At 43.1% G+C, this 25,581-nt stretch carries 18 protein-coding genes; 8 read left to right on the top strand and 10 right to left on the bottom strand.

All coding sequences use genetic code 11. The annotated features are described in order from the left end of the window. Nucleotides 1-624: 624 nt before the first annotated feature. Nucleotides 625-1,995 carry a PepSY-associated TM helix domain-containing protein gene (locus PGH26_RS03125; protein ID WP_323692575.1) on the top strand — a complete coding sequence of 457 codons (1,371 nt, stop codon included), beginning with the start codon at nt 625-627 and terminating at the stop codon, nt 1,993-1,995. A gap of 71 nt (nt 1,996-2,066) precedes the next feature. On the opposite strand, the gene PGH26_RS03120 is transcribed toward PGH26_RS03125, so the two are convergent. Next, the gene (locus PGH26_RS03120) at nt 2,067-3,080 is read right to left on the bottom strand and encodes an NADP-dependent oxidoreductase (RefSeq protein WP_323692574.1); all 1,014 of its coding nucleotides are present in this window, start codon (nt 3,078-3,080) and stop codon (nt 2,067-2,069) included. A 133-nt stretch (nt 3,081-3,213) separates the two neighbouring features. After that, the gene (locus tag PGH26_RS03115) at nt 3,214-3,471 is read right to left on the bottom strand and encodes a PepSY domain-containing protein (protein ID WP_323692573.1); all 258 of its coding nucleotides are present in this window, start codon (nt 3,469-3,471) and stop codon (nt 3,214-3,216) included. A gap of 438 nt (nt 3,472-3,909) precedes the next feature. Here PGH26_RS03115 and PGH26_RS03110 point away from each other — a divergent pair, with 438 nt between their 5' ends. Genes PGH26_RS03110 through PGH26_RS03100 form a run of 3 tightly spaced genes read left to right on the top strand, consistent with a single transcriptional unit; the run spans nt 3,910 to nt 8,163 of the window. Then, nucleotides 3,910-6,126 (top strand): EAL domain-containing protein, encoded by a 2,217-nt coding sequence (locus tag PGH26_RS03110; protein WP_323692572.1) that lies wholly within the window; start codon nt 3,910-3,912, stop codon nt 6,124-6,126. Nucleotides 6,127-6,149: 23 nt separating this feature from the next. Beyond that, nucleotides 6,150-7,784 carry a thiamine pyrophosphate-binding protein gene (locus PGH26_RS03105; RefSeq protein ID WP_323692571.1) on the top strand — a complete coding sequence of 545 codons (1,635 nt, stop codon included), beginning with the start codon at nt 6,150-6,152 and terminating at the stop codon, nt 7,782-7,784. Between the two features lies 1 nt (nt 7,785). Continuing rightward, nucleotides 7,786-8,163, top strand: a complete 378-nt coding sequence (locus PGH26_RS03100) for a carboxymuconolactone decarboxylase family protein (RefSeq protein ID WP_323692570.1) — start codon at nt 7,786-7,788, stop codon at nt 8,161-8,163. Between the two features lie 121 nt (nt 8,164-8,284). On the opposite strand, the gene PGH26_RS03095 is transcribed toward PGH26_RS03100, so the two are convergent. From PGH26_RS03095 to PGH26_RS03080, 4 genes are all read right to left on the bottom strand, one after another. Beyond that, nucleotides 8,285-9,574, bottom strand: a complete 1,290-nt coding sequence (locus PGH26_RS03095; RefSeq protein WP_323692569.1) for a Zn-dependent hydrolase — start codon at nt 9,572-9,574, stop codon at nt 8,285-8,287. Between the two features lie 368 nt (nt 9,575-9,942). Beyond that, entirely contained in the window at nt 9,943-10,581 is a 639-nt protein-coding gene (locus PGH26_RS03090) for a YkyA family protein (RefSeq protein WP_323692568.1), read from the bottom strand. Nucleotides 10,582-10,611: 30 nt separating this feature from the next. Continuing rightward, complete coding sequence (locus PGH26_RS03085; RefSeq protein WP_323692567.1) at nt 10,612-11,505, bottom strand: polysaccharide deacetylase family protein; 894 nt, start codon at nt 11,503-11,505, stop codon at nt 10,612-10,614. Between the two features lie 457 nt (nt 11,506-11,962). Next, complete coding sequence (locus PGH26_RS03080; RefSeq protein ID WP_323692566.1) at nt 11,963-15,439, bottom strand: right-handed parallel beta-helix repeat-containing protein; 3,477 nt, start codon at nt 15,437-15,439, stop codon at nt 11,963-11,965. Between the two features lie 528 nt (nt 15,440-15,967). On the opposite strand from PGH26_RS03080, the gene PGH26_RS03075 reads away from it, so the two are divergent. The 3 genes from PGH26_RS03075 to PGH26_RS03065 all read left to right on the top strand — a co-directional run bounded on the left by PGH26_RS03075 (nt 15,968) and on the right by PGH26_RS03065 (nt 19,083). Beyond that, the gene (locus tag PGH26_RS03075; protein ID WP_323692565.1) at nt 15,968-16,756 is read left to right on the top strand and encodes a serine hydrolase; all 789 of its coding nucleotides are present in this window, start codon (nt 15,968-15,970) and stop codon (nt 16,754-16,756) included. A 35-nt stretch (nt 16,757-16,791) separates the two neighbouring features. Further along, nucleotides 16,792-17,073, top strand: a complete 282-nt coding sequence (locus PGH26_RS03070) for a hypothetical protein (RefSeq protein WP_323692564.1) — start codon at nt 16,792-16,794, stop codon at nt 17,071-17,073. A gap of 219 nt (nt 17,074-17,292) precedes the next feature. Beyond that, nucleotides 17,293-19,083 (top strand): M3 family oligoendopeptidase, encoded by a 1,791-nt coding sequence (locus PGH26_RS03065; RefSeq protein WP_323692563.1) that lies wholly within the window; start codon nt 17,293-17,295, stop codon nt 19,081-19,083. 116 nt (nt 19,084-19,199) lie between these two features. Here the strand turns inward: PGH26_RS03065 and PGH26_RS03060 are convergent, their stop codons facing one another. Next, nucleotides 19,200-20,153: a calcium/sodium antiporter gene (locus PGH26_RS03060; RefSeq protein WP_323692562.1), complete on the bottom strand. Its 954-nt coding sequence runs from the start codon at nt 20,151-20,153 to the stop codon at nt 19,200-19,202. A 294-nt stretch (nt 20,154-20,447) separates the two neighbouring features. Between PGH26_RS03060 and PGH26_RS03055 the strand changes: the two genes are divergently transcribed. Then, a complete protein-coding gene (locus tag PGH26_RS03055) occupies nt 20,448-21,923 on the top strand; it encodes a phytoene desaturase family protein (protein WP_323692561.1) in 1,476 nt (491 codons plus the stop codon). A 43-nt stretch (nt 21,924-21,966) separates the two neighbouring features. Here the strand turns inward: PGH26_RS03055 and PGH26_RS03050 are convergent, their stop codons facing one another. From PGH26_RS03050 to PGH26_RS03040, 3 genes are all read right to left on the bottom strand, one after another. After that, entirely contained in the window at nt 21,967-22,698 is a 732-nt protein-coding gene (locus tag PGH26_RS03050; protein ID WP_323692560.1) for a uracil-DNA glycosylase family protein, read from the bottom strand. Nucleotides 22,699-23,001: 303 nt separating this feature from the next. Continuing rightward, complete coding sequence (locus PGH26_RS03045; protein ID WP_323692559.1) at nt 23,002-23,964, bottom strand: 2-hydroxyacid dehydrogenase; 963 nt, start codon at nt 23,962-23,964, stop codon at nt 23,002-23,004. A gap of 301 nt (nt 23,965-24,265) precedes the next feature. After that, nucleotides 24,266-25,291, bottom strand: coding sequence for an acyltransferase (locus PGH26_RS03040; protein ID WP_323692558.1), 1,026 nt, complete (start codon nt 25,289-25,291; stop codon nt 24,266-24,268). Between the last annotated feature and the right edge of the window lie 290 nt (nt 25,292-25,581).

Here is a 25,581-nt window from a genome sequence, read left to right as displayed (position 1 = left end):
CAACTCCCACTCTTCTACGCATTCCACATTTGCTTGATAAATCGCACCCTCCAGTTGAAAGATATCTGCATCGGGTTCTAGGGCTATCGTTTCTTTCGCATCCCGTGGTTTACTAGTTCTTGAAGTAGTGGGACCGCCAGCCTGCGAAAAGCTTGTAAAATCATCATACAGAAGATGATTCCGTATCTCACAAATTTCATTATCTCTCCCTTCTTTTTAAGGAGTAGACTATAAATCCCGATAAACGTTACAGATTACTTGAATGTAAAAGTTATTACTGATAGTTTACGCTCCTAGTTTAACTGTGTACCGACATTTTGACACGTTTACAAGTACCCTAATAATCCAACTTATTTATTACTTATACGGGTGGCAAATAAATTCCAAGTAGTACTAGATTCTTTCAAAAACACACCAAGACAGATTCTTATTTTAAAGATTAGGATCAATTCATTCACAGTTCACAATTACATGGTTTAATTACAAAAGCTTTCATGCAATTGATAGTACTTTGGGTTTCTTCGTTCTTCTTTGGAAAGTCTGTAACTATGAAAACCTATTGATCCAAAACGAGATTGATTGCGTTAGCTATAAAATGATAACTAACCACGAGGAGGGAAAACGATGAAAAAAGGTACATATAATCGATTTTGGCGATGGCACTTTTTTGGTGCATTGTTTATGGCTCCGCTTCTGATCACATTGACGCTGAGCGGAATCGGGTACTTGTTTTACAATAATGTAGAAAACGCTGCGTATAAAGATCTTTTCTTCGGTAACAGCGACGAGACATACCAGCTGACGATTGACGAAGGGATTTCTCTTGTCAAACAGGAGAATGATGGATTTGAAGTCTCGAAGATTATGATCATGGACGAGCCTTATAATACGCGGCTGACTCTGACGTCTGATTCGGGTGAAGAGAAATACGTATTCTTAGATAAACACAACGAAATTGTGGGCTCTCAAAATCCAAAGTTTACGTACGCAAATATTATGAGGAATATTCACAGTTCACTCTTTGCGGGTGGAACGGTCGTAAATTACTTAGTTGAATTAGCAGCATGCTGGGCGATCTTCTTACTGTTTTCCGGTCTTTATATGACATTCAAAAGTCGTGCACTTAAGAAACCTAAGAAATCGACACGACGACTAAAATTCAAGAGAATCCATGCGCTTATTGGAACAATCATCACGATTCCAATGATTATCCTCATTTTCACCGGACTTCCCTGGTCTGCGTTCATGGGGAACTTCATATACACTGCATCACAAGAGCACCCTTCAATAGGAACTCCGTTGCTGCAGCAGCAGCCGCCTACTTCCGATATGAGCGAAATTCCTTGGGCAACGCGCAAAGAAGAAGCTCCTGAATCCGAGAAGCCAGACCCTCACGCCAATCATGGCGGGCACGGGAATATGCCTGGAATGGACATGGAGAATGACGGAATCTCAGTTGAAAAGCTGATGTGGAAAGTACGGGATGAGAAGATTTCGAAACCGTATTCAATTGTCTATCCTTTTTCTGAAGATGGCGTGTTCACTGTATCGAAAGGAAGCAATACTGGCGTAACTGGGATGGATGTCAGTCCGGCTGAAGAGATGACTTCTTATTTCGATCAATACAGCGGCGATTTAATCTCCAAAGTGGGATATGACGAGTATGGAATTTTGGCGAAGTGGTTCACTTGGGGAATTCCGCTGCACGAAGGTCACTTGTTCGGCTGGCCGAACAAAATCATTAACTTGGTCGTCTGCCTCGCGTTCTTGTTCCTGATCTTTTACGGATTCAAGATGTGGTTGTCAAGAAAACGAAAAGGGAATCTTTCGGCACCGCCTAAAACGACGAGCAGCATATCCATTGGTTTCATTGCATTAATGGTGATACTAGGTGTCATCATGCCGCTGTTTGGGATTTCACTTCTGATTGTGCTGGCGATAGAAGGGATTTTGTATTTGGTTACTAAAGGTAAAGACACTTCGAACGTAAACTAATCACAGGAAATGTTGCTACACGAAAAGAGGAAGCCTCTCCACACGGAGTCGGCTTCCTCTTTTTTCATTCGTTACTCAGAGACTTTAACGACCTGTTTTCCAAAACTTTTACTATCGAATAAATCTATAAAAGCTTGGGGTGCGTTTTCTAGTCCTTCGACGATGTTTTCTTTGTATTTTAACTTTCCTTCTTGAATCCATTTTGCCATTTGTTCAATTGCTTCATCATTTTTGTCTTCATAATCATAGACGACGAATCCTTTAATCATGGCACTTTTAGTTACCAATTGGTTTAAGAAACGCGGTCCTTCGTCTGGTTTTTCATCATTATATTGAGACGTTTGTCCACTGATGACAACCCGTGCATGGTAATTGATCAACTGCAGTGCAGCGTCCGTGATCTCGCCTCCAACATTGTCAAAGTAAATGTCGATTCCATCTGGACACGCTTTCTCAAGTGCAGCTTTCATGTCTTTTGTGGTTTTGTAATTAATGGCAGCATCAAACCCGAGTTCCTCTGTTAGAAAGCGATTTTTTTCATCAGACCCTGCTATCCCAACAACCCGGCAGCCATGAATTTTTGCGATTTGCCCCGCATTCATCCCGACTGCTCCTGATGCGCCGGAAACTACCACGGTCTCCCCTTTTTCAGGCAACGCAATTTCAGTAAATCCGAAATACGCGACTAAACCTGGGACACCTAGAACTCCTAGGTATGCAGAAGCTGGCGCAATCTCCAAATCAATTTTCTTTGTCTCTTCACCATTGGATACTGAATAATCCTGCCAGCCCAGGCGTTCAAAAACTGCATCTCCTTCAGCAAAGTTCTTGTTTTTGGACTCAATGACTTTTCCGACCGATCTCCCCGTCAATACTTCGTGCAACCCAAACGGAGACGTGTACGATTTTTTGTCTTTCATCATATTCCGCATCCCGGGATCGACGGATAAGTAAAGCGTTTGTATGAGAATCTCTCCATCTTTCAGTTCTGGTACTTCGGTTTCTACTAATTCAAAATCACTCGACTGCGGTTTGCCCTCAGGTCGATAAGCTAATTGGATCTGTCTATTTTTTAATGATGTCATTTGTAAGGATCTCCTTTGTACATAGGCTAACGTATTTAGTAACTGCAATTATACTATACCCTTCGAGTCTCTAAATAAATCCAGATATTAAGAAAAGATAGCTACCGCCCATATCGCGCAGTAGCTACCTTCACTAATCAAGTTTCACTCTCAAGACATTTCCAGTGATTGCATCCACTTTCACTTCATACTTTTGACCATTATTGGCCCGGACTTCAATTTCATAGATGACTGCACCATGATCATATTCCAATTCTGCTTTAACTACATTCCCTGGCACTTGCCGCAGGGCAATCACCATTGCTTCCTCCATAGAAATCATACGGTATTGAGGATTTTGCCAATGATTTGCCCAGTAGGAATTCGGCTCCGCCCAATTCTGATTTGTCAATCGATCTCCTCCAGTTCCAGTTCTCTCTGACAGTGTATTCATGATTAGGCGATGTGTGATAAAGTTTTATAGAGTGATTTGTTTGTGTAACGAGATCCGATACCTCCTCATTCTTATCTTTCAGCTGAGTCCGTGTTTTAAGTCTTCGAACATTATTTTCTTTGTTTGAAGCATACAATCATTCAATTGGTTCTATTTGCTCATGTATAAGGAAAAGCAGCATACGATAAAAAGGTTATTCATATTTCTAAGAAACGCTTGACATATTGCCTTGTTTTAAAGCATTAGATTAAGTACCGATCAACTATGATTGGTTAAATTTTTGTGTTAAATTATAACTAATGGATTATTCGTAATAATACGTATTTACTATATTTTGTACTCTAGCCTCATGTGTATCCTTATACTCACCATGAGAAGAAGGAGGAGATTGATAGAATGTCAGACCCCCACTACATTGCAGCAGCCAATGAAATGTGTAAAAAGGCCGGGATGGATCAAAATGAATTATCTGCCCCGAAGCACTTTTTGAGTACGGCTCAGTTTGAAGAGAAAAAAAAGGCATATAGCGAGATCTTGTCAGTTGTCAGCTTCTTCTCAAATAAGTTATTGAACTCATTAAAAGGGACACCCATTTTAGTCGTCGTTTCCGATGAAAATGGATACCTCCTCTTATTTGAAGGAGATGAAAGCATCAAAGCGATGAGTGATCAATTCGGTATCAGGCTCGGTGCGCAATTCACTTTAGAAGATACAGGAACAAATGTAGTCAGCCTATCCCTGCAGCAGATGCATCCAATCAGCATCATTGGCGATCAGCACTATCATTCGCCTCTCCATGATATCGCGTGTTATGGGACGGCTTTTCACAATACAGATGAAAACAATCTCCTTGGAAGCATTTCAATTATGATGCCGATCGGGTTCCAAAATCCCCTTTACCTTTCTATGCTTGCACAGGTTGTCGATTCAATTGAGCGTGAATTATTGCTTCGTAAGCAGAATCGCAAGCTCAATATTATGAATCAGATTATGTTAAAAAGAACTCGTAATGGGATTGTCATTACAGATGAAAACGGCATTACAACGGAGTTCAATGACTTCGCTGAAAAAATATCTAATAACAGCAGGGAATCCGTTGTCGGCCGGAATATATTCGATTCACCTCTCACTGGAAAGTATTTCAAAGAGGTGCTGCGTGAAGGTAAAATCTTCAACAACGAGGAAATAAAATTCATCGATGATTCTGGGCAGCAAGTCGTGTGCTTATTTGATGCTCAGCCGATTTTTGAGAATGACAAAATGATCGGTGCGTTCGGGCAGTTCAGGGATATATCGAATCGATATTTACTGCAGGAAAAGTATAACTATCTGGCTTACCACGATGATTTAACTCATCTGCCGAACAGAAGATCCATTCAAAATACAATGGAAACCATTATTCAGGACATTAATACGGGACATCCTCGCAAACTGGCTTTGCTATTCATTGACTTAGATCGCTTTAAAATCATTAACGACAACTTCGGACATTATTACGGGGATGAGTTGCTCCAGCGGGTTAGCGAACGTTTATCCCGCTGCCTTGGAAAAAATGACATCCTGGCACGAATGGGCGGCGATGAATTCATTTTCCTTTTAACCGATTTTGACAGTCCAAGCTATGTCATACAAAAAGCAGAAGAAATACTCAAGCTGTTCCACGATCCATTTCTGGTGAATCACAAAGAATTGTACACGACTGCTAGTATTGGAGTTGCGATATATCCGGATACTCCATTATCCATGGAAAAGTTTTTGGTTTATGCGGATAACGCCATGTATCAAGCAAAGGCTAAAGGAAAAAACCAGTTCGTCGTTCATACGAGTGACTTATCTGACGAAATGATTGCTGAATCCGTCTTGGAAATCGAATTGCGCAATGCCCTGGATAACCAAGAATTCGTTTTGCATTATCAACCTCAAATCCATAATGTATCCGGGGCATTAATTGGATTCGAAGCATTGATTCGCTGGGAGCATCCGCGATTAGGATTACTTGCCCCCGGACGTTTCATCAGACTTGCTGAGGAAAATGGGTTAATTACTCAAATTGGTGAATGGGTCATAAGCGAAGCCTGTATTCAGAACAAAAAGTGGCAAGATGCCGGAATGGCACCTGTCAAAATTTCAGTGAACTTGTCGACTCAGCAATTCTTGACTCGAAATCTCATTTCTTACGTAGAAGAAGTGTTGGAGCTCACAGCCCTTAATCCGAAATACCTTGTCATTGAAATCACAGAGAATATGGCGATGGAATACGAATACTCCATCCATGTCCTGAAAGAGTTAAAAAAACTGGGCGTGGGCATAAGTATTGATGATTTTGGAACAGGATACAGCTCACTGAACTATCTTAAAAACTTCCCGATTGATTATATTAAAATCGACAAATCATTTGTCAGTGAACTGATGAACGATGTGAATGATGCCATTATTGTGATTGCTACAATTACACTCGCGCACAATCTTCAAAAAGAAGTGATTGCTGAAGGTGTTGAAACTCAAGCACAGCTGGACTTCCTAAAACATCATAATTGCGATATCACACAAGGCTTTTTCTTCAATAAGCCACTGCCTGCTTCTGAAATTGAGAACATCTACTTGCACCACTAATTGAGATAGGGAGAGAGTCGGCCATGAAGAAAGTTTCGACCGTTTTAGTAGAAAACTTTAAACATTGGGGGATTCACCATGTATTCGGTATTCCGGGGAAAGCCATCTCCCCCATTCTTTTCGAACTCTTACGTTATGAACTGGAATTTGTTCTGAGTAAACACGAAGGTGCAGCAGGCTACGAAGCTGCAGGATATTCATTGATGAATGAAACGATCGGGGTAGCAATCGGAACATCCGGACCGGGCGGAACCAACTTGCTTTCCGCCGCAGGTCAGGCGAAAGCCTCTAACATTCCTTTGTTGCTCCTAACCGGTCATCCTTCTATGAAAGATACAGGGAAAGCGATGGGACAAGACTCAAGTATTTTCGGAACGGATCTAACAGCCATGTTTCAATCCGTAACAAAGTTCAGTGCTCGTGTGGAACGGGGTGACCTTTTGAAACCGTACTTGCAGCATGCTCTTGAAAAAGCAATCTCCGCTGTGAAAGGTCCTGTGCATCTCTCCGTTCCATTCGATATTTTACTGGAAGAGATTGAACCGTTTCTACTTGAATTTCCGAGATCTCAAGAACTGATTTCACTGCACACAGGTGAAGTGGCGAAGCGGCTGTCTGAAGCAAAGCGCCCTCTGCTATTCCTCGGAAAAGGTGTTCATTCCAGTAAATCCTACGAAGAAGTACAACATCTTGCGGAGCATTGGAAGATTCCCGTTATTACGACGCCAGGAGGAAAAGGCACATTCCCTTCCAATCACTCACTTTCCCTAGGTGCGTTCGGACTAGGGGGAACTCCTGAAGCATCCGCGTATTTCAATGACGGAGTAGATTTACTTATCGTCATCGGTTCACAACTGAGCGACATGTCGATCGCAGGCTTAACAGAAGCGATGTATCCTGAACACATTCTTCATTTTGACTACAATCCTACATTTATCGGCAAATCGATTCCTGTTGAAACGACTCCGATTCTTGGGGATATCAGATCGAACTTGACGACGATTTTGAAAGACATTCCACAGACAGATAGCGACGTGTTTTTATCAAAAATTGATTTGCATCCATTGGAAGAGAATGCTACTGGGAAGCGCATGTCTGCAATCCAAGTGCTGAAAGCAATGCGGAATGCGCTTCCTGAAGAAGCAATTGTATTCGGAGATGATGGCAGTCATTCGTTCTACGGTATCCAACACTTTGATATTTACAAACCCGGCACGTTCTTCTTTGATGACATCTTTGGTGCAATGGGAAACGGAATCGGATATGCCATCGGGGCAAAACTTGCAGCGCCTGAAAAACTTATTGTCTGCTTAGTTGGGGACGGGTGCATGTTCATGCATGGAACAGAGTTGTCCACTGCCTACAATTACGATTCAGCTGTACTATTCATCGTCGTTAATAACGGCCGGCTGGATATGGTTGAAAAAGGCATGAGGAAAATGATTGGTACATCTATTGGAGGAATCTATGAAACTCCACTTGACACCACTAAATTTGCAGAATCGATGGGACTAGAGGCAATTACTTGCCATACACCCTTAGACATTGTTGAGGCCATCCAAAGAGCACTAACCACAATCCAGAAAATAAATAAGCCATTCGTCATCGAGGCCCTAGTCGATGAAAACGAAATTCCACCTACGATGGGGAGACAATGATATGGAAACTAACAACCGCTACGAAAAAGGAACACAAGTAATGGAGGAACTTTTTTCACAAGAAGTCCAATCCGGGATGCGGCACATTCAAGAAATTTCACCTGACTTCTGGGATATGATTGTATCTTTCGGATTCGGTGATCTTTATGGGAGGAATGCGTTAACTCTTGTGCAGCGCGAATATATCACTTTGACAACACTTCTAACACAAGGTGCATTTGACCAGTTAAAAGTCCATATCCATGCTTCCTTGAGAATCGGAATGACTCAAGAAGAAATTATTGAACTTATCATCCAGTGTGCAGGGTATGTTGGATTCCCAAAGGCTGTTCAGGCGATGGGCATCGCGGGTGAAATCTTCAAGACCTATGAAAAGTAAAGAATACAGTACTAGTTAACGCAACCATTTAAAAAACGATCCGATTTCAGAAGGATCCATCCTCTGAAATCGGATCGTTTTCTATTGATATCAACTGAATTTCGTTTTAGTAGAATTACAATCACATCTGACTTTCGATGAAGTCTTTTAAAACATGTATGCCAAGTACGCAGTCTTTTAAATCGGTCCATTCTTCAGGATTATGACTGATTCCTTTCTTGCTTTGAACAAATAACATTGCTGCAGGAATTTCCCGTCCGATGACCATCGAATCATGACCGGCCCCGCTCATCAGCTCCATTGGTTCGAATCCGAATTTTGTGATAGACTCCTTCATATCTTCCACCAGTTTTTCTTGGATTAGCAAAGGTTCAACAGCGAGCGTCTGCTGGTAATCTGCATGTACGTTATGGGTACTCGCCGCTTCTTTTGCCGATTCTATGATTGCGTCGACCAGCGCATTGCGTTTCTCTTCATGTATGTCACGTATATCAACTGTCAGCTCAACTTTCTGCGGGATGACATTAATGCCGTTTGGATAGACATTCAATTTCCCAACGGTTGCGACTGCAGTTTCACTGAACTGGCGGGGCAATGAGGAAATCGCATGAACAAAATGACTCGCTGCGACCAATGAATCTTTACGATCGTCCATTGGCGTATTGCCGGCATGTCCTGCTTCGCCTTCAAATGCAACCGTCATCCAAACAGGGCCTGCTATTCCTCGCACAACACCAACAGACACCCCGTTCTTCTCAAGTAATTTCCCTTGCTCGATATGAAGTTCAACAAACAATTCGACATCCTTCAAGTCCCGTTTTGCGTCCCAAACCCCTTGCATCGAACTGCCATATTCTTCGATAACCGTTTCAAATGATTTGCCATCTTTGTCTTTTAACAAGTCCGTTTCATCCGCCGTCAAATGGCCAGCCATCGCATGGCTGCCTGTCAAACCCGCACCGAAACGTGTTCCTTCTTCATCTGAAAAAATTACGACTTCAAAGGGCTGCCTTGGTTGATAACCGGTTTCCTTCCACGCTTCCACAACCTCCAGCGCAGCAATCACTCCTAACGGTCCATCAAAGTTCCCGCCATTCGGAACACTGTCCACATGGGAGCCAGACATGATCGTCTTATTCTCTTCAGATCCATTCAATCGACCGATAACATTTCCGGCGCCATCTGATCTTACATCCAGTCCAGCAGCTTTCATCCATCCCTGCACGGTCTCTTTGGCCTGCTTTTCTTCAGCTGAGAAACCAGGACGGGTCACACCGCCCTCTTCAGTCTTTCCGATTTCCGACAATGCACTTAAACGTTCTGCAATTCTTCTGCCACTAATTCCATTGCGCGAGAGAGACTCATCGTATTCCGCAATCAGTTTTGTAAACAAATTATCCGGTGCACCCATAGTCGCCACTCCTCTAGTTAAAAATAATTAATAGACTGACTATATCATTAAATTGAAATGCATTTAAGATAATCGTGTTTTTTGTTGCATCTTAAATGGATTTGTCGCAATTAAAAATGCACGGTGGATGTAACGAACAAAAGAAATAATCATCATTTCCAGCATTATATATTTGTTTTAATTGTATTGCTTGGCTTATTGCTGCTGATTAATCGCCTAATTAAGAGGAGCTTTGAACCTCAGAAGTACAGCAGTCAAACTAATTTCCATTCAACAAAACCGCAGACTAAAAAACACCTCGATCCGATAGTTATTAATGGGATCAAGGTGCTTTTTATACGGAATTAAGAATGTGAAATCTCTTTTTCTTAACTCAATCCAGCCATCTCAAAATACTTACTCTTCACTTCGTTATAGTTTTTCGTCACCTGATTCACTTGTTCGGCAACATCGTGCATTTTTTTACTTTCGTCGTTTATGGTTTCGACCTGTTCTTCCAGTGTATCCAGTTGAAAATTCCCTTGTTCAAGATTATCGAAGAATTTACTCTGTGAGTTCAATTGCATTTGATAGATATCAAAGTAGCTGTCCATCAGCTTTTTACGGTCCTTCATGAGTGTCATGACATTAGTTGCCAACTTCTTCTCATCTTTGTCCTTAATTAGCTTAATGTTTTCATCAATAGTCATGAGTGCAGCATACGCGTTCTGGAAGTTTTCCTGTGCTTCGTCCAGTTCACGCCTTTCGGTTGAAATCTCTTGATTATTTATCGTTTGTTTTATTGCCGCCGCTTCAGTGCTTTTAAGTCCGAGTATCTTTTGATTGCTCTCGTTGACTTTTTTTCTGCTGGCCGCCAACTCTTTTTGATTTTCAGCGAATTTCTCTTCTAACACTGCTGAATCTTCTATTTTTTTATGGATCTCCGCCGCTTCCTTTTTATCGGTTTGACATCCAGTAAGCACTGTAAATAAACTTGCAATCATTACGAAAAAACCTATACGTTTCAACTTAAATCCCTCCTTGCCTCATCCTATAAATCAGCTGATCGAGTGACAGCGTCCGTTACATTGAAAGGTTACGGGCGGTTGTTCATTGGTTAACACTTTTGTGTGATAGCCTTGCTTTTTAATATAAGACAGCAGCTCTGGCAAGTATTCGATTGTATGGGGTTTATCATGCAGCAGCACGACAGGAGTAACTCCCGCCTCGATATACTGATCAATGGCCTGCTTGGTATGCTGGACATAGCGCCGATCCTTTAGTTCCCAGTCGCGGCTATCGATATTCCAATCCCAGACCTGAAAATCATTTTTGTCCAATAAAAACCGCATATCTTCCGTTAAATATGGAATGCTCCCGTAAGGCAGCCGGATTAGGTTAGAGTGTACACCTGTCACATCTTCAAGTATTTTGCGATCCTCGATCATTTCATCTGCCGGGGCAGACGCACTGCTATAAATCTTGCCTGCGTCATGGGTTACTCCATGCAAGCCCAGTCCGAAACCTTCATTCTTCATGCGAATTACAGATTTGGAATGCTCCTTCATGTGGGGCCCTAACATGAAGAACGTCGCTGTCATCTGGTAATCACCTAAAATGTCTAACAATTGGTTCACAACAGCTGAAGGGCCATCATCAAATGTTAGATAAATCGTTTTCTCTTGTTGATCAATTTCATTTTGCTTAGCAACTGCTTCTTTTCGCGCAATCTCTTTCTCTTGTCTCTCTTTTAAAAGAATTGACTGCCTCAATGGGGAATCCGCAAAACCTTCAATCGGTTCAAATGAAACTGGTAATGGTTCCAGTGGAGTCATATGTAAAGTGGCTGTTGCCTTGTCGGTCTTATTCGCAATAACTAATTCAGATAGTAGAATAACTGCCGCAACTACTAGAATAGCAGACAGAACTTTTCCTTTAATGTTTAATCGCACTTTTAAGTTCTCCCTTCTATTCTTTTTAAACTTGTAACAAAAATAGAAAATCAACATGCACATTATCCAGTTGACTCTATTCTATATTATTATATCTATGAAGTCTTTCATCCTATACAGAAGTTAATATACTAGAATATAATAGCATAAATCTCCCTATTTGATGTGCAGGAACGTATTATTAATTGTTACATTGATCATAACTATCTATTTTGAATGCTTATCAAAATTCTTCGGATTCCTATTGGCATTTGATATTTAGACAACTATATAGCACTTACAACAAATTTTATTTTAGTAACCCGACAGCCAAACAAAAATTCCGTTTCAGATGATAAATTGTCAGCTGAAACGGGATCTTTTTATCTGTATGAGTTTACAACAAGCAGGGAAAATGTCGTCTATGCAGAACCAGTGAAACAGATTTAGTTTACTGTTTCAGTACCGTAAGTTTTGCTCAGCTCTCCAACAAAACCAGATCATCCGAAGTAATTTCTTTCTTCATCTCCTTGCCCAGCCGGCTGCTGCTCGCCACAGCCAATCGATAATCAACTTTCCGGGTCATTTCTTTCGCGATTTTTTTAGCCAAACCTGCATTTCCAAATGTATCGTCTCTTCGTTCATAAATGTCCCGGTAATGTTGGTACAGCGTATCCTTCGCATGCTCCGCTATAGTATATCCACGAATGTAGAGCCAGGTAATCTCCATCAATTCTTCTGGCGTATAATCTTTAAAATGCAAGGTGAGACCAAAACGGCGGCGCAGCCCAGCGTTGCTGTCCAGGAAGCTGTTCATTTCTTTTTCATAGCCTGCCGCAATCAGCACGAATTCGCCTTGACGATCGGACATCTGCTTCAGCAGCACTTCCACCGCTTTTTTTCCGTAGTCATTCTCGCCGCTGCCAGCTAATGTATAGGCTTCATCGATGAACAGCGCACTGCCCATGGCGCGCTCAATCTGTTCAGCTGTCCGCTTCTCCGTTTCACCAATATGCGAACCGACTAAATCGCTTCGATCCACTTCAATCAGTTCGCCTATTTCGAGTAATCCAAGCGCCTGGTAAATGCCCGCCAGCACCCGAGCAACCTCGGTTTTTCCTGTCCCGGGTTTTCCAATCAGCAGCGTATGGTTCATCAGCTTATCGGCTGAATGGTTTTCTCTTTTGTAATACCTCATCAGTTCAATCATTTCATCGATTTCAGCTTTTACTGTCTCAAGACCGATAAATTGATGCAGTTCGTCTCTTTTCTTTTTGAGCAGTTCCTCGTCAATCGGAACTTGATAACTTTTTACGTCACGCTCTTTCACTACTTGATGAACGTCTTCTGCTTCAAAAGTCGTCAATAACGCTTCTGTCCATTGCTCTCGCGGATACTTCGCAATTCTTAGTGACTGGGCTAATCCAATCTGATCGTAAAGCGTGCGCACCATTCGGGCATTACTGAATGTCTGGTCCCGTTTGCGATACCGTTCAACGAACTCATCATGGATTGCCTGTTTGGCAGTAGTGGTAACCGAATAGCTCCCGTCACACTTGGATAAGAAGAGTTGCATCAGCTCATCCGGCGTATAATCCTGGAAGTGAATCTTTTCCGTAAAACGATCTTTCAATCCTGGGTTCGATGTTAAGAATTGATCCATGTCCTCCGTATATCCTGCTGCAATGACAACAAATTCACCGCGATGATTTTCCATTGCAGGAAGCAATGTGTCGATGACCTTTTTTCCATAATCATTGCTTGAGTTTTTTCCTGCTGTAAGCGTATAAGCCTCGTCAATGAAGAGTACCCCGCCCATCGCTTCCCTGATTTTCAGCTTCGTTAATTCCTCAGAACTCCCTACGTGGGTTCCAACCAGATCCTCCCGTTTCACTTCAACAAGATGCCCTTTCGGCAAGAGGCCAAGCCACTTAAAAAAACCGCCCATAAGTCGCGCAATGGTTGTTTTACCAGTGCCTGGATTTCCTTGAAAGATCATATGAGGTGCTGCGAGCTTAATGGTTTTCAACCCGCGTTCTGATTTAAAATGATTGATCTCCACTAGATTCATCATGTCTCGCATTTTGTCTTTCACGTCTTCAAGGCCAATGAATTCATCCAATTCCTTCATTAAAAGATCCAGCATTTCTGGGTTGCTGAAGGCTTCTTTTGTTTCAATTCGACTCGTTATTCCTCTATCTTTAGATCCGTTCATTACAGGAGGAAGGGACAATTCCGTATTTTTCAATACCGGTTCGCTGTCATCCAGCCGTTTCAAATCTCCTCCGCGATTATTGTCAAAGCGGCAGTCTTCGAGTACAGGAATCGATTTTTCCAGCTGCACTCCCGCTTTCGTTCCATTCATCACTTGCGTCGATTTCAAGTGAACGTCAGAACACTCCTGCAAAACGATCTGGTCCGCACGATGTCCGTGTACATTCGTGTCCGTCACTTCAACGCGTTCCACTTGACGCAGTGCCAATCCAGATGAGCTGCCGTCATAGAGTTCACACTCCGTCAGGACTACTTCGACAGATTTCGCTGCACTCACTTGCGCTTTTTTATGATGAAACAAAACCGTTCGTTCCAGCGAAAGAGTGGTCCCCGGACCTGCAAGAACACCATTCTTTTCTCCGTCTGAAATTCTGCAATCAGTAATTTCGGCTTTCGCATCTGAACTCAATAAGATGTTCGAACCTTTGTGCCCGAAGAGGATACAATTAGCGACTTCCATGGTTGCATTCTTAGCGGACACGCCTGAACTTTTCCCACTCTTCACTTCAGTTGCAGATACGATTAATTCGGATTGTTCAGCAGCAAAGATCTGTATGTCATCGTGATGGCTGACTTGCGAATCTGAGATTTTCACCTGACTGCCAGCAGCGTAAATCCCTATGCTTTTCCCTTTTTCAATGTCACAGCCAAGGATCGTTAATATACTTCCGCCTGTCGCGGACAGCTGCGTCATCTGATTGTACTTCACCTCAGATTCAATAATCGCGGCCGAGGAATTTTCACAAACGATTCCTCGTTCTTCCCCTGAAAGAAACTGAGTCCGATGAATCGAAACCTTGCTTTGTTCGATACAATGCAGCTGGTCATCTTTTTGACCTTTAAACAGAGAGTCTGATATTTCAACAGAAGAACCATTGATTATCATCCCAGTGGATTCTCCATTTTCAAACTTGCTGGAGTTTATTTCAAAATGCGATCCATTCATAAGATCTACATGAGCCAGGGTTTGCATAGTAAAGGTACAGTTTTTCATGATTCCTTTTGACTGATCAACAGAAATCCCGTTTGCCTTCCCTAAATAGAAATTCGTCTGTTCCAAATCTAAGAAGCTGTCTTCTGCTAAATATAATTGCGCTCCGCTATTTCCGATAATGGAGGACTTCGTAATCGCGCAGCGACTGCCGCCTGTGAGGCTGATCCCTTCCTCCTGACCGCTTAAAATCCCGCAATCAGTTAGTGCGAGTTCCCCTCCGTCACGCACAGCAACCTGTGCCTTCTCGATGGTTTCTTCCACGATACAATCAAACAAAGACAGACGACCAGACACTTCGATACCCTGAATATTCTTTTTGAAGTTCGTATGCTCAGCTGATACTTTTGCCGCAGCATCCACTCGCATAGCCATTCCTTGAATCTCAGAGAAAAGACAGTGATGAAGAGTTATCTGCCCTGACTCTATATGAAGTCCAACCTCAATCGGCGCACTGCCGCATCCGATCGTAATCGACTCGAAACGTACTTCTTCAATCGTATTGACATGCACACCGCCTGTTATACAGACTGAACGAGCATCTCCGCTTGAACTTCGCAGAATAAGTTCCTTATCAATGTTCAAAAATTCATGGTAGAACCCATCCTCAACTTCCACTGTATCTCCCGGGTGTGCTGTCCGAATCGCCAAATCGATTGTTTGATAATCCGCAACATGAATGATTGCCATTCTGCGTTCCCTCCCTTCTCTTTATAAATTCAGTCATTCTATTTTTTCACCGTTATAACTAAACTTTTATGTTCCGCATGATGAAATACTAATTTATCCATATGTATAGAAAGGACATAAAAAAAGACACTGTAAAAGATACAGCCCCTAACCTGTCTCATTCCTATATTATCCGCGGAATCTATCTCCATTTTATCATACTATTCAGCTTGGAGGCAGTGGAATGACCTTCCTGCGAAATACTGATACAAGTATATATTTAGTAGATTTAAGATCAGAGAGTTTCATTCATTACCGCTTCCACACCTGCTTAGTTGCGATGGAAACAGAGGTATATTTCAACTAAGAAATGATTTCGGATACGAATCGCAAGCAATTAGCCTGCATTCTCGTAACCCCTAAAAAAGGGTGAGCTTTTTCATCTATTAGGTGCTACGATTAAAACAAACAAATGAAGCACAATTCAGAATCCATTAGTTAGAACAAGATTAAATTGCCGCTTCACATTCTATTAGGCAGGTGAAAAATATGAATTACATTCAATTAAAAGAGGAACTCAACACAATTGCTAGTGGCGCTGCAGGGGACGTCTCGATTTACGCAACCACGCCTGACGGGGAGATCGCCGTAAGGGAGAATGAAGTGAAACGTTCCGCCAGTATTCTAAAAGTACCGGCCGCCATGGCATGTCTTGCGGCAGCGGACCGCGGAGAAATTGACTTAGACACCCTGTTAAATATCGAGGAACCTGTCGGAGGATCGGGAGTATTAGCTTACATGTGCGGGAATGAGCAAATAACGCTAAGGAATGCCCTGACTTTGTCCATCATTGTCTCCGATAATACAGCAGCAAACCTCGTGATTGAACATGTAGGAATTGAGCGTATCCAGAGTTTCTTTAAACGAGTCGGTGCCACAAACTCGCAGCTGACACGGAAATTCATGGACTATGACGCCCTTGCCCGCGGATTGGAAAACGAAGCAACCGCAAAAGACATGGTCCGATTTCTTGCTTGCCTAGATCCAACAAGTGAAATTCTGTCCCTGACAAGCAAACAGCAATTGAAAACAATTATGCGCGACCAGCAGCTGATCGACAAGCTACCTGCCTTCCAGCCGATTTTCGATGAAACACTAATTATCGGGAACAAAACCGGCACGCTTCCCGGTGTCGAACACGACATCGCTTACTTTGAAAACGGCGAAAAGCGTGTGAATATCGCCGTTCTGACAACGAATTGGGAACATAATCACGACGGTCAGCAAACAATTGCCCAGATCGGCAAAGCGGTTATCCAGTATGTCCAGGGAGACTAAAAAAATATTAACTCATAAAATAACATTACTAGTGATTGGAGGAAATCAAAATCGTCTTTCAAGTTTATCGAGCGATACACATCTTTGTAACAGGCTTCATCGTCATCCTGTTTTCCGGCTTTCTAGCTGTAGGCGGTCTTGGAGAAAACTTTACAGACAGTGTGTTTACTGCCCCGCTTTGGCTGCTGCCTATTCCAGTCTGGTTAATAGGTGCCGTTCTCTCCTTTGTGAAAAGGACCGTGAAAATCGGGCTAGTCATCAGCGCTTTACCTTTTTTATTTTTTATTGTTTCGATTGTTGAGGCGATTTATTCGTAAGTTATGGGATCATCGATTGTTTCTAGCAAACTATATAGAGAGTGAAAGCCGACCTTCCCGTGTATGATTTTATTCGGAAGGCCGGCTTTTTTTGTTCATTTATTTCAGCACATTTTGTACAGGCCCCAGCTATTCCAAGTAAATGCCAAGCTAGCACCTTCGCATTCTATCAGACCTTTCCTTATAATTAGAATATACTTTCAAAAGGGAGCGATTTGAATGACGCACACAAAAGAATACGTCCCGTCTTGGGATTTAGACTCAATTTTCGCTGGAGGCAGTCAATCGGAAAGCTTACAAACGACTTTCTCAGAACTGACGAAAGACATCTCACGAATGGATGAACAGATTGAACACTTTGCACCCGAGCATGCTTCCGCAGCTGAATTAGCTGCAATCACCGATCAATTGTCGCCCGTGCAAAAACGGATGCGCGATGTTTTCGCTTTTATCAGCTGCCTGAGTGCACAAGATGTACATGATGCGGATGCGGCAGTCTGGGTAGCGAAACGCGGTGAATTGAGTGCGAAAATGGGAGCAATGGGTACGAAGCTGGACCAGAAGCTGAAAGAGATTGACGATGCAGCCTGGGAACAGCTGATGCAGTCAGCTGAACTGAAGGAAATCGCATTCCCTCTCAGCGAAGCAAGACATCGTGCCAAAGAATTGCTGCCGCTGGATCAAGAGATTCTTATCAATGACTTAGCGGTGGATGGCTACCACGCATGGAATCAGATGTACGAAACTGTCGTAGGAAATATGACTGTTACGGAGGAAGAAAACGGAGAAACGAAGCATTATTCAATGGGGCAAGCATCCAACAAAATGTCGAACTCCGACCGAAACGTCCGTAAAGAGATGTTCGATAAAACCCAGCAAGAGTGGCAGAAAAACGCAGCGTTATTCGGACAGACATTGAACCACTTGGCCGGATTCCGCTTGCAAATGTACCGTCATCGCGGATGGGATGATGTCTTGCAGGAACCTCTTGAAAACAACCGGATGCAAAAAGAAACGCTCGATGCAATGTGGACAGCAATTGAGCAAAACAAAAAACCATTTGTTGACTTTCTGAACAGAAAAGCGAAATTACTTGATTTGGATAAATTAAGTATCTATGACATCGGTGCTCCTCTTGGAAAAAGCGTAACGACAGTGACATACACTGAGGCCGCCAACCGGATCATCGAGCAGTTCCATAAATTCAGCCCTAAAATGTCCGACTTTGCGAAAACAGCATTCGAAAACCGCTGGATTGAAGCAGAAGACCGTGCCGGAAAACGTCCCGGCGGCTTTTGTACCAGTTTCCCTAACACAAAACAGACGCGCATCTTCATGACATTCTCGGGGTCTGCTTCCAATATCGCTACACTCGCTCACGAACTTGGACACGGTTTCCACCAGCATGTCATGAATGATCTGCACATTAAAAACCAAGGATACGCAATGAACGTTGCAGAAACCGCTTCAACATTTGCTGAGATGATTCTCGCAGATGCAGCTGTGAAACAAGCTGTGTCGAAAGAAGAAAAAGTAGCTTTGCTGGAAGACAAAGTACGCCGCGGCGTTACGTTTTTCATGAACATCCATGCGCGGTTCCTCTTCGAAACAGCGTTTTACGAAGAACGAAAAGACGGCATGGTTCCTGTAGAAAAGCTTAATCAGCTGATGGTTACCGCACAAAAAGAAGCGTACTGTGACGCGCTTGGCGAATACGATCCGATGTTTTGGGCATCAAAACTGCACTTTCACAAAACCGGAACACCTTTTTACAACTTTCCGTACACATTCGGCTACTTATTCAGCCTCGGTATCTACGCACATGCGCTGGAGCAAGGAAGCGGATTCGAAGACGAGTATATCGCCCTTTTGCAAGATACCGGCCGCATGACTGTGGAAGACCTGGCTCAGAAACACTTAGGTGTTGACTTGACAAAGCCGGACTTCTGGGAAAAAGCGATTCAACTGTGTGTGGATGATGTGAATGAGTTTATGGAATTGACGGAGTAATAAATTAGTTGAAGAATAGTTTTAAATTACATTCAAGAAAATCTTACAAAATAGCAGTCTGGGGATTGATGAAATTCCCAGACTGCTATTTTTTGTTCTCTGCAGTTATCACTCACTTAATTACGCATAATAATATAAACCAAATACACCACATAAGAAGCAGCCAGCATCAAGCCCTCACGCTTCCCAATCCTGTATCCAGTCCTTGCGAAAAGTAACAACACCAGCGTCAGTACAATCATAATGACAACATCGATAAAGATTTTACTGTCCACCGCGATGGGTGTGATGGTCGACGTGGCTCCGAGAACAAACAGGATATTAAAGATATTGCTTCCTACGATGTTCCCCAGTGCGATTTCACTTTCCTTCTTCATCGCCGCTGCTATAGAAGTTACAAGTTCCGGGAGTGAAGTACCGATTGCGATAATCGTAAGACCGACCAGCGTTTCACTCATGCCAAGTGAATACGCAATCTTTGTCCCATTATCAACGACTAAGTCCCCGCCAAAAATAATCGCAACAAGCCCTGCTAACGTAATTACAATATTCTTCCCCCAGCTAATGTCCAAGTACTCTGGGTTCGGTGCAGCATTCTTCCGGCTTTTCAGACCGACTTCAATCACGTAGTACATAAAAATCGCAAGGAATAGCAAAAGAATAATGCCGTCACCGCGAGTAAGCAAATTAGTGCCGAAACCGTGCAGTGCAAGGTCACTCATCAAAACAAACAGGACAATACTTGCAAGCAGCGTGAATGGAATTTCTTTCTTGATTGTCTCACTTTGAACTTTCAAAGGAAAAACGAATGCGGCCAACCCGACCACAACAGAAATATTAAAAATATTGCTGCCCACTACGTTACCGACTGCAACATCTGCGTTTCCGCCGAATGCTGCGATAATACTGACAGTCGCTTCCGGTGAACTTGTTCCGAATGATACAATCGTTAACCCGATCAGAATTGGCGGAACTTGCAGCAGTCTCGCGATATTAGAGGAACCGTCAACGAAAAAGTCGGCTCCTTTTATCAATAATACAAATCCAACAATCAGTAAAACATATACCATGCGCTTGTGATCCCCTATCCTGCAAATGTAGTTTCAAATCTTTTTTTCATCTTCTACTATACATACCACAGTTAGCGTAATTTTAATATCAAGACCACGAAAACATTGAAAAAGCGGTTTGCTGTGTACGACACAATTCCGGATAGTGTTCGATTTGTGCCTGGAATGATTTTCTAAGATGTCCGAGGTGCAAGTGATTCGGGCAAATGATACTGTTAATAACAATAAGAACAATTGATGGATAGACGTTAATAAGGTACTTCACCCACTAAGCGAAGAAAGAAGGTGTTTTCCTTGAAGAAAACGGTTGGTATTATCGGTGCCGGTATAGGGGGATTAATGGCCGGGGCTTTCTTGGCACAGGAAGGCTGGCAAGTGACGGTGTTTGAAAAAGCGACGACCGTCGGCGGATCAGCAGGTATATATGCGCGGAAAAACCGACGCTTCCCTACCGGCGCAACGATTGCTTTCGGATTGGAAGACCGAGGATTACTGGATACGCTGTTCCAACAACTCGGTATCAAGATCCCGTTCGATGTGCTGGATCATCCGATGGACGTCGTATTGGAAGATCGGAGTATTTCGCTATATCGCGATCCGTCCTTATGGAAAGCGGAACTCGTTCGCGCCTTCCCTGAAAGAAGCGATGATGTCCTCACCTTTTGGCACGCATTAGAACAGCTTAGTGAAGCGGTATACAGTGTGACCGCAACAGGCGTATCGTTGCCAATTCGGCGTAAATATGATTTAGGTAAGCTGCCAAGTTATGCAGTTTCCCATCCGGGAAGTATGTTACGTCTAGCTCGCAATGCTCTGCGGACTGTTGAAGACTTGCTGCGTATGCATCGCCTCGATACATACAAACCCTTGAGGGAGTTTTTAGATGCCCAATTGCTTGACGCAGCTCAAACCGATTGTACAAAAGCTGCTTTACTGCCATCCAGTCTTGCGCTCGCCATTTACAGACGCGGCAGTTTTTACGTAGACAAAGGAATCGGCCAGCTAAGTGAAATACTCGCAGAGCGGATTCAAGAACTCGGTGGTGAAGTGCGGACCGCTTCGCCAGTAAAAGTACTGATTCTAGAAGAGGAAAGATGGCGGATTGTCACTAAAAAACGCTCGGAATTGTATGATACGGTGATCAATAACAGCGGGGTTTCATTCGGCACGGGGACGAGTCATGCAGAAGGAGAAGACTTTTCTTGGGGAGCATTCCGGATTGACGCACTGTTGAAGAAAACGATCAGGCAGCGAGTGTTAGGCGGCCGCCCCCTCCCTTTTGCAGCCCAAATTGTTCCCGACAAAAAACAAACGATTTTATATACAGACGGGCATGGTCCCGTATACGTCACATTCCAGCCCGCCTATAATCGAAAAAACGAGCGGGTCGAAGACGAACTGTTGATGACCTGTTCCATACATACACAGTCGGAACAGTGGAATTCATTATCGGACGGCGAGTACTTGCAGAAAAAGAACCGCGTTATGGAAGCGATGCTTGAAGAGATTCAACGAGTCTTCCCTATTCAAGATTACGTACTTTCATCAGAAGCTGGAACACCCCTTACGTATGAAAAATATATCGGAAAAACGGAAGTCGGCGGATTTCCGCTGACAGTACGAAATGCGCTCCTTAAACCCAAAAGTGTACGTTCTCCTCTATCGAACTTCTACATCGTCGGTGAACAATCTTTCCCTGGACCCGGCACACTGTCTTCAGCACTCAGCGGCTATCATGCAGCACGGGCAATGTTGAAGGGGCGCTTATGACAGAGAAGAGTTGAAAAAGTTGAAACTTCATTCAAATTCTTACCTAGCGCGACAAAGGTGGATTAGACTCTGATTCAGATGACTCACCAGACGAACCAATACCTTTCCGCTTCAATCCTGTATGCTCTTCGATGCACATGTGATACCGGAGGCGCGACTTTTTCACATTTGTAGGGAATGAGCTGTGGAGAGGATGCGGAATACGATCTGCAATCGGGAAGTCCAGTTGACCGGCAGCTGCTAGTTTTCTCAGCTCCCGCGCCACTTCTTCACTAAGCGGCACAATAGCAGACGGCTGTACGATTTTCATCTCTTCAGCAAACGATTCGATGAACTGATGTCGGACAGTACGGGGCAAATTATAGTAATTCATATTCCGTCCATCACGCCGGAACCCAAACCAGGATAGATTGGTCAAATACACAGAATCCTGAAACTCGCCAATCCCATATCCTTCAATGACGGATAAGATGAATTGAGCACTTCGCTCCTGATCACGACCGTAATTTTCCGACAGGAGCCGGCTCAACCCATCGAAGTCAACAAAAGGAATACCGCTCTTCCCTGCGCCATATCGTCCAGGGTTAATGCCACACAATACGAGACGGTTGCCCGGTTTGGAATAGAATTTTTCATAATAGGCCCTTACAAGATCCACCTGCTCCATAAACCCAGGTAATATGGAAATCCTCTCACGCTCCAACTCTTGCAATACGGTTTCGTCTTGTAAAACCCGTTCCATGAACGATAGGTGCAAATCGATGATTCTTTTCATGGGTTTTCCCCTTTCCCTAAACAGAAAATCCATACATACTCACCATCTTTGGATCATCCACTTCTTCCATCAAATAGAGTCTTTCTTAGGTTAAACCCAGAACTTTTAATAATATACGAGTCTAATTTAAGAAAAATTCTTTTGTATTAAATGGTCATTTCAATAAACATAAAGTCTAAAATTCTACTAGTGAGAAGATACCATAAGTTGCATTCAAACAATACAGTAATTGAAAAGTATTCATCTGAAAAACCTTTGGAGAGCGTCAGATATGTTGGATGCAAAGCCACTCGTGCACCATCCTTATTCCACACGATTCTCAGGTTCACGCCCCTCCAAGACATCTACCATCGCCTGTGCATTCAATTTCATCATCGCTAAACGTGTTCTAATACTCGCGCTGCCAATGTGCGGAAGAACCGTGACATTCGGCAGTGTAAGTAGCGGATTTTCAAGCGGGACAGGTTCTGTTTCAAATACATCGAGGCCGGCAGCCCAAATCGTATGATCTTTCAATGCATTATACAAAGCCGCTTCATCGACAATTCCGCCACGCGACACGTTAATCAAAACCGCTGTCTTCTTCATTAGCGCTAGCTCCCTTGCACCAATGAGGCCAGCCGTTTCTTTTGTATACGGTGTAAGAAGGACAACGAAATCCGCCTCTTTCAACAAGTCGTCGAGCTCTCGATATTCAAACCCATATGCCGCTTCCGCATCAGGTTTACGATTTCGATTATGATAAAGGACGGTCATGTTAAAACCCTTTGCTCTCCGCGCAACCGCTTCGCCAATCCGACCCATGCCAACAATACCAATCGTCGCGCCGCCTGCATCCATCCCCGTGTATTGCATAGGAGACCACGACTTCCAATTGCCTTTCCTCAATTCACTTTCAGCAACCGTCAATTGACGTGCCGTCGATAAAAGAAGCGCAAATGTCAGATCCGCAGTCGTTTCCGTCAAGACATCGGGTGTATTCGTCACTACAACATCGTGTTCCTTCGCAGCTTCTATATCAATATTGTTAAATCCGACCGCCATATTGGCAATAATCCTCAGCTTCTTCCCTGCCTCAATGATCTCACGGTCGATGCGATCCGATATGACGGTCCACAATGCCTCTGCATCCGCTGCTTCTTTCAATAATACAGTTCGTGGGACCGGCTCAGTTTCCGATTCCCACATCCGGACATCGAACTTCTCCCGGAGCGGTGCTGCCACTTGTTCATCCATCATTCTAGTGATAAAGATTTTCGGCTTCATCGGAATCCTCCTATACTTGCAATTGACAATAGTGTAGCACATAGATTGGTTCTATGGCGGGCAGCTGCCAAGATGTGTTGGAGTGTTTTTTCGTCGTCACTCCATAGACGTCCATTTCATTTAACAAAGCATCAGTACGCCTTTACGATTAAAACAAGCAGTGATTTATATGTCTTTGCACTTATCAATTCTCGACTTAGCGCCCGTTTATAATAATGATGACGCGATTTAAACATCAAAAACTCTGCGGAGCCAGACTAATTAACGGACCAGCGGCTATACACGCTAAACTAAGACGGGCTTAAGGAATAATCCAGCGCAGCACAGGTATTTTCTTAATGATGAATACCAGCAAGGTACTTATCGTAACGACTAAAAGTACTTTATACGGAATGCCGATTATCGGATGCAAATTAATCCAAACAAATTCAAATTGCTGATAAAGAGTTTGCATGACCAGTACGTGTATGAGATAAATTCCAAAACTTGCATGACTGATAACAGTTCCGACCCATGGCAACTTTGCATTGCCGATTTTTGTTGATTTAAAGAGCATAAATAGCGCAATCACCATCAGTAATACATTTGGCGAATGTTCGTCATACCAAAACTGTTCGAGCGGTTCATCTAGTTTCAATGATTCATGATAAGTCATGAAAAATGTCGTGATGAACCCTATGAATCCCCCTATATACATTATGTTTTTCCATTTGGCATGAAAATCGAACGTAAATAAATAATAACCAAGCACGTAATATCCTATGTAATGTGTCACAAAGAATAATTCAATTTTAAAACTATATCCTATGAAGTATTCCAGCCATTTCGAAAAGACTGATGCGAAAAGCCAAAGTATTAGAAAATACTCGATGTCTTTTCTCTTTGCATGCTGAATCAGTATTTTCAGCAACGGAGTAATGATGTACAAGCCTGCAATCATATACAGAAACCAGAGATGATACATAATGTCATCTGTTGCCAACCGTTTGATAAAGTCCTGTATGGAAAATGGAATTTCCCCTTTTCGTACTTCATTGGCATAATAAATGATGCTCCATGCAATTAATGGAATCAGTATTTTCGCCAACTTCTTTTTTAGAAAGGACACTATTGTGATTTCCCGTGTGCTGCTGAGCATAAGCGCACCGCTGATCATGACAAACATGGGTACTGCCCATCTGGAGATGGCTTCATAAAAGTTGCCTGCCATCCAAGGGCTTTCATAGTCTTGCGCGTTATCTGTCACAACCCCTGCCGAAACGTGAATCGTGACAACTGCAAGTGCGGCGAGAATGCGGAGCCAGTCTAAGTAGACGAGCCGTTTCATGGAGGTCCCTCATTCCTATTAAAGAGTTAAGTCTTTTTCCTTATTCCCTTTTTCTTTGGATGCTAACTTGGTTATGTAGATTGTAAACTCTTTGTAATAGTAGGTAGCGGTTGTAAGGGGGTATTTAAAAACTGAAGAGTAGATGGTGTTTCTCTGCGTTTCAGGCGGACGCGTTCCTAGGGGCTCGACTTCAGCCTCCTCGGTCGCTTCGCTCCCTGCGGGGTCTTCAGTCTTCGCTTATCCCTAAGGAGTCGCCGCCTTCCACTTCGATCAACGGGTATTGTTTGCGT

Origin of the sequence: Sporosarcina jeotgali (assembly GCF_033304595.1) — a bacterium.
Classification (GTDB): domain Bacteria; phylum Bacillota; class Bacilli; order Bacillales_A; family Planococcaceae; genus Sporosarcina; species Sporosarcina jeotgali.
The sequence above is the reverse complement of the archived record's forward strand: the minus strand, read 5'-3'. Positions and strand labels throughout refer to the sequence as shown.

Excerpts from the sequence above, each read along its gene's own strand:
- PGH26_RS03125 (WP_323692575.1), top strand. The coding sequence starts at position 625 with ATGAAAAAAGGTACATATAATCGATTTTGGCGATGGCACTTTTTTGGT.
- PGH26_RS03120 (WP_323692574.1), bottom strand. The coding sequence starts at position 3,080 with ATGACATCATTAAAAAATAGACAGATCCAATTAGCTTATCGACCTGAG.
- PGH26_RS03110 (WP_323692572.1), top strand. The coding sequence starts at position 3,910 with ATGTCAGACCCCCACTACATTGCAGCAGCCAATGAAATGTGTAAAAAG.
- PGH26_RS03105 (WP_323692571.1), top strand. The coding sequence starts at position 6,150 with ATGAAGAAAGTTTCGACCGTTTTAGTAGAAAACTTTAAACATTGGGGG.
- PGH26_RS03100 (WP_323692570.1), top strand. The coding sequence starts at position 7,786 with ATGGAAACTAACAACCGCTACGAAAAAGGAACACAAGTAATGGAGGAA.
- PGH26_RS03095 (WP_323692569.1), bottom strand. The coding sequence starts at position 9,574 with ATGGGTGCACCGGATAATTTGTTTACAAAACTGATTGCGGAATACGAT.
- PGH26_RS03080 (WP_323692566.1), bottom strand. The coding sequence starts at position 15,439 with ATGGCAATCATTCATGTTGCGGATTATCAAACAATCGATTTGGCGATT.
- PGH26_RS03075 (WP_323692565.1), top strand. The coding sequence starts at position 15,968 with ATGAATTACATTCAATTAAAAGAGGAACTCAACACAATTGCTAGTGGC.
- PGH26_RS03065 (WP_323692563.1), top strand. The coding sequence starts at position 17,293 with ATGACGCACACAAAAGAATACGTCCCGTCTTGGGATTTAGACTCAATT.
- PGH26_RS03060 (WP_323692562.1), bottom strand. The coding sequence starts at position 20,153 with ATGGTATATGTTTTACTGATTGTTGGATTTGTATTATTGATAAAAGGA.
- PGH26_RS03050 (WP_323692560.1), bottom strand. The coding sequence starts at position 22,698 with ATGAAAAGAATCATCGATTTGCACCTATCGTTCATGGAACGGGTTTTA.
- PGH26_RS03045 (WP_323692559.1), bottom strand. The coding sequence starts at position 23,964 with ATGAAGCCGAAAATCTTTATCACTAGAATGATGGATGAACAAGTGGCA.
- PGH26_RS03040 (WP_323692558.1), bottom strand. The coding sequence starts at position 25,291 with ATGAAACGGCTCGTCTACTTAGACTGGCTCCGCATTCTCGCCGCACTT.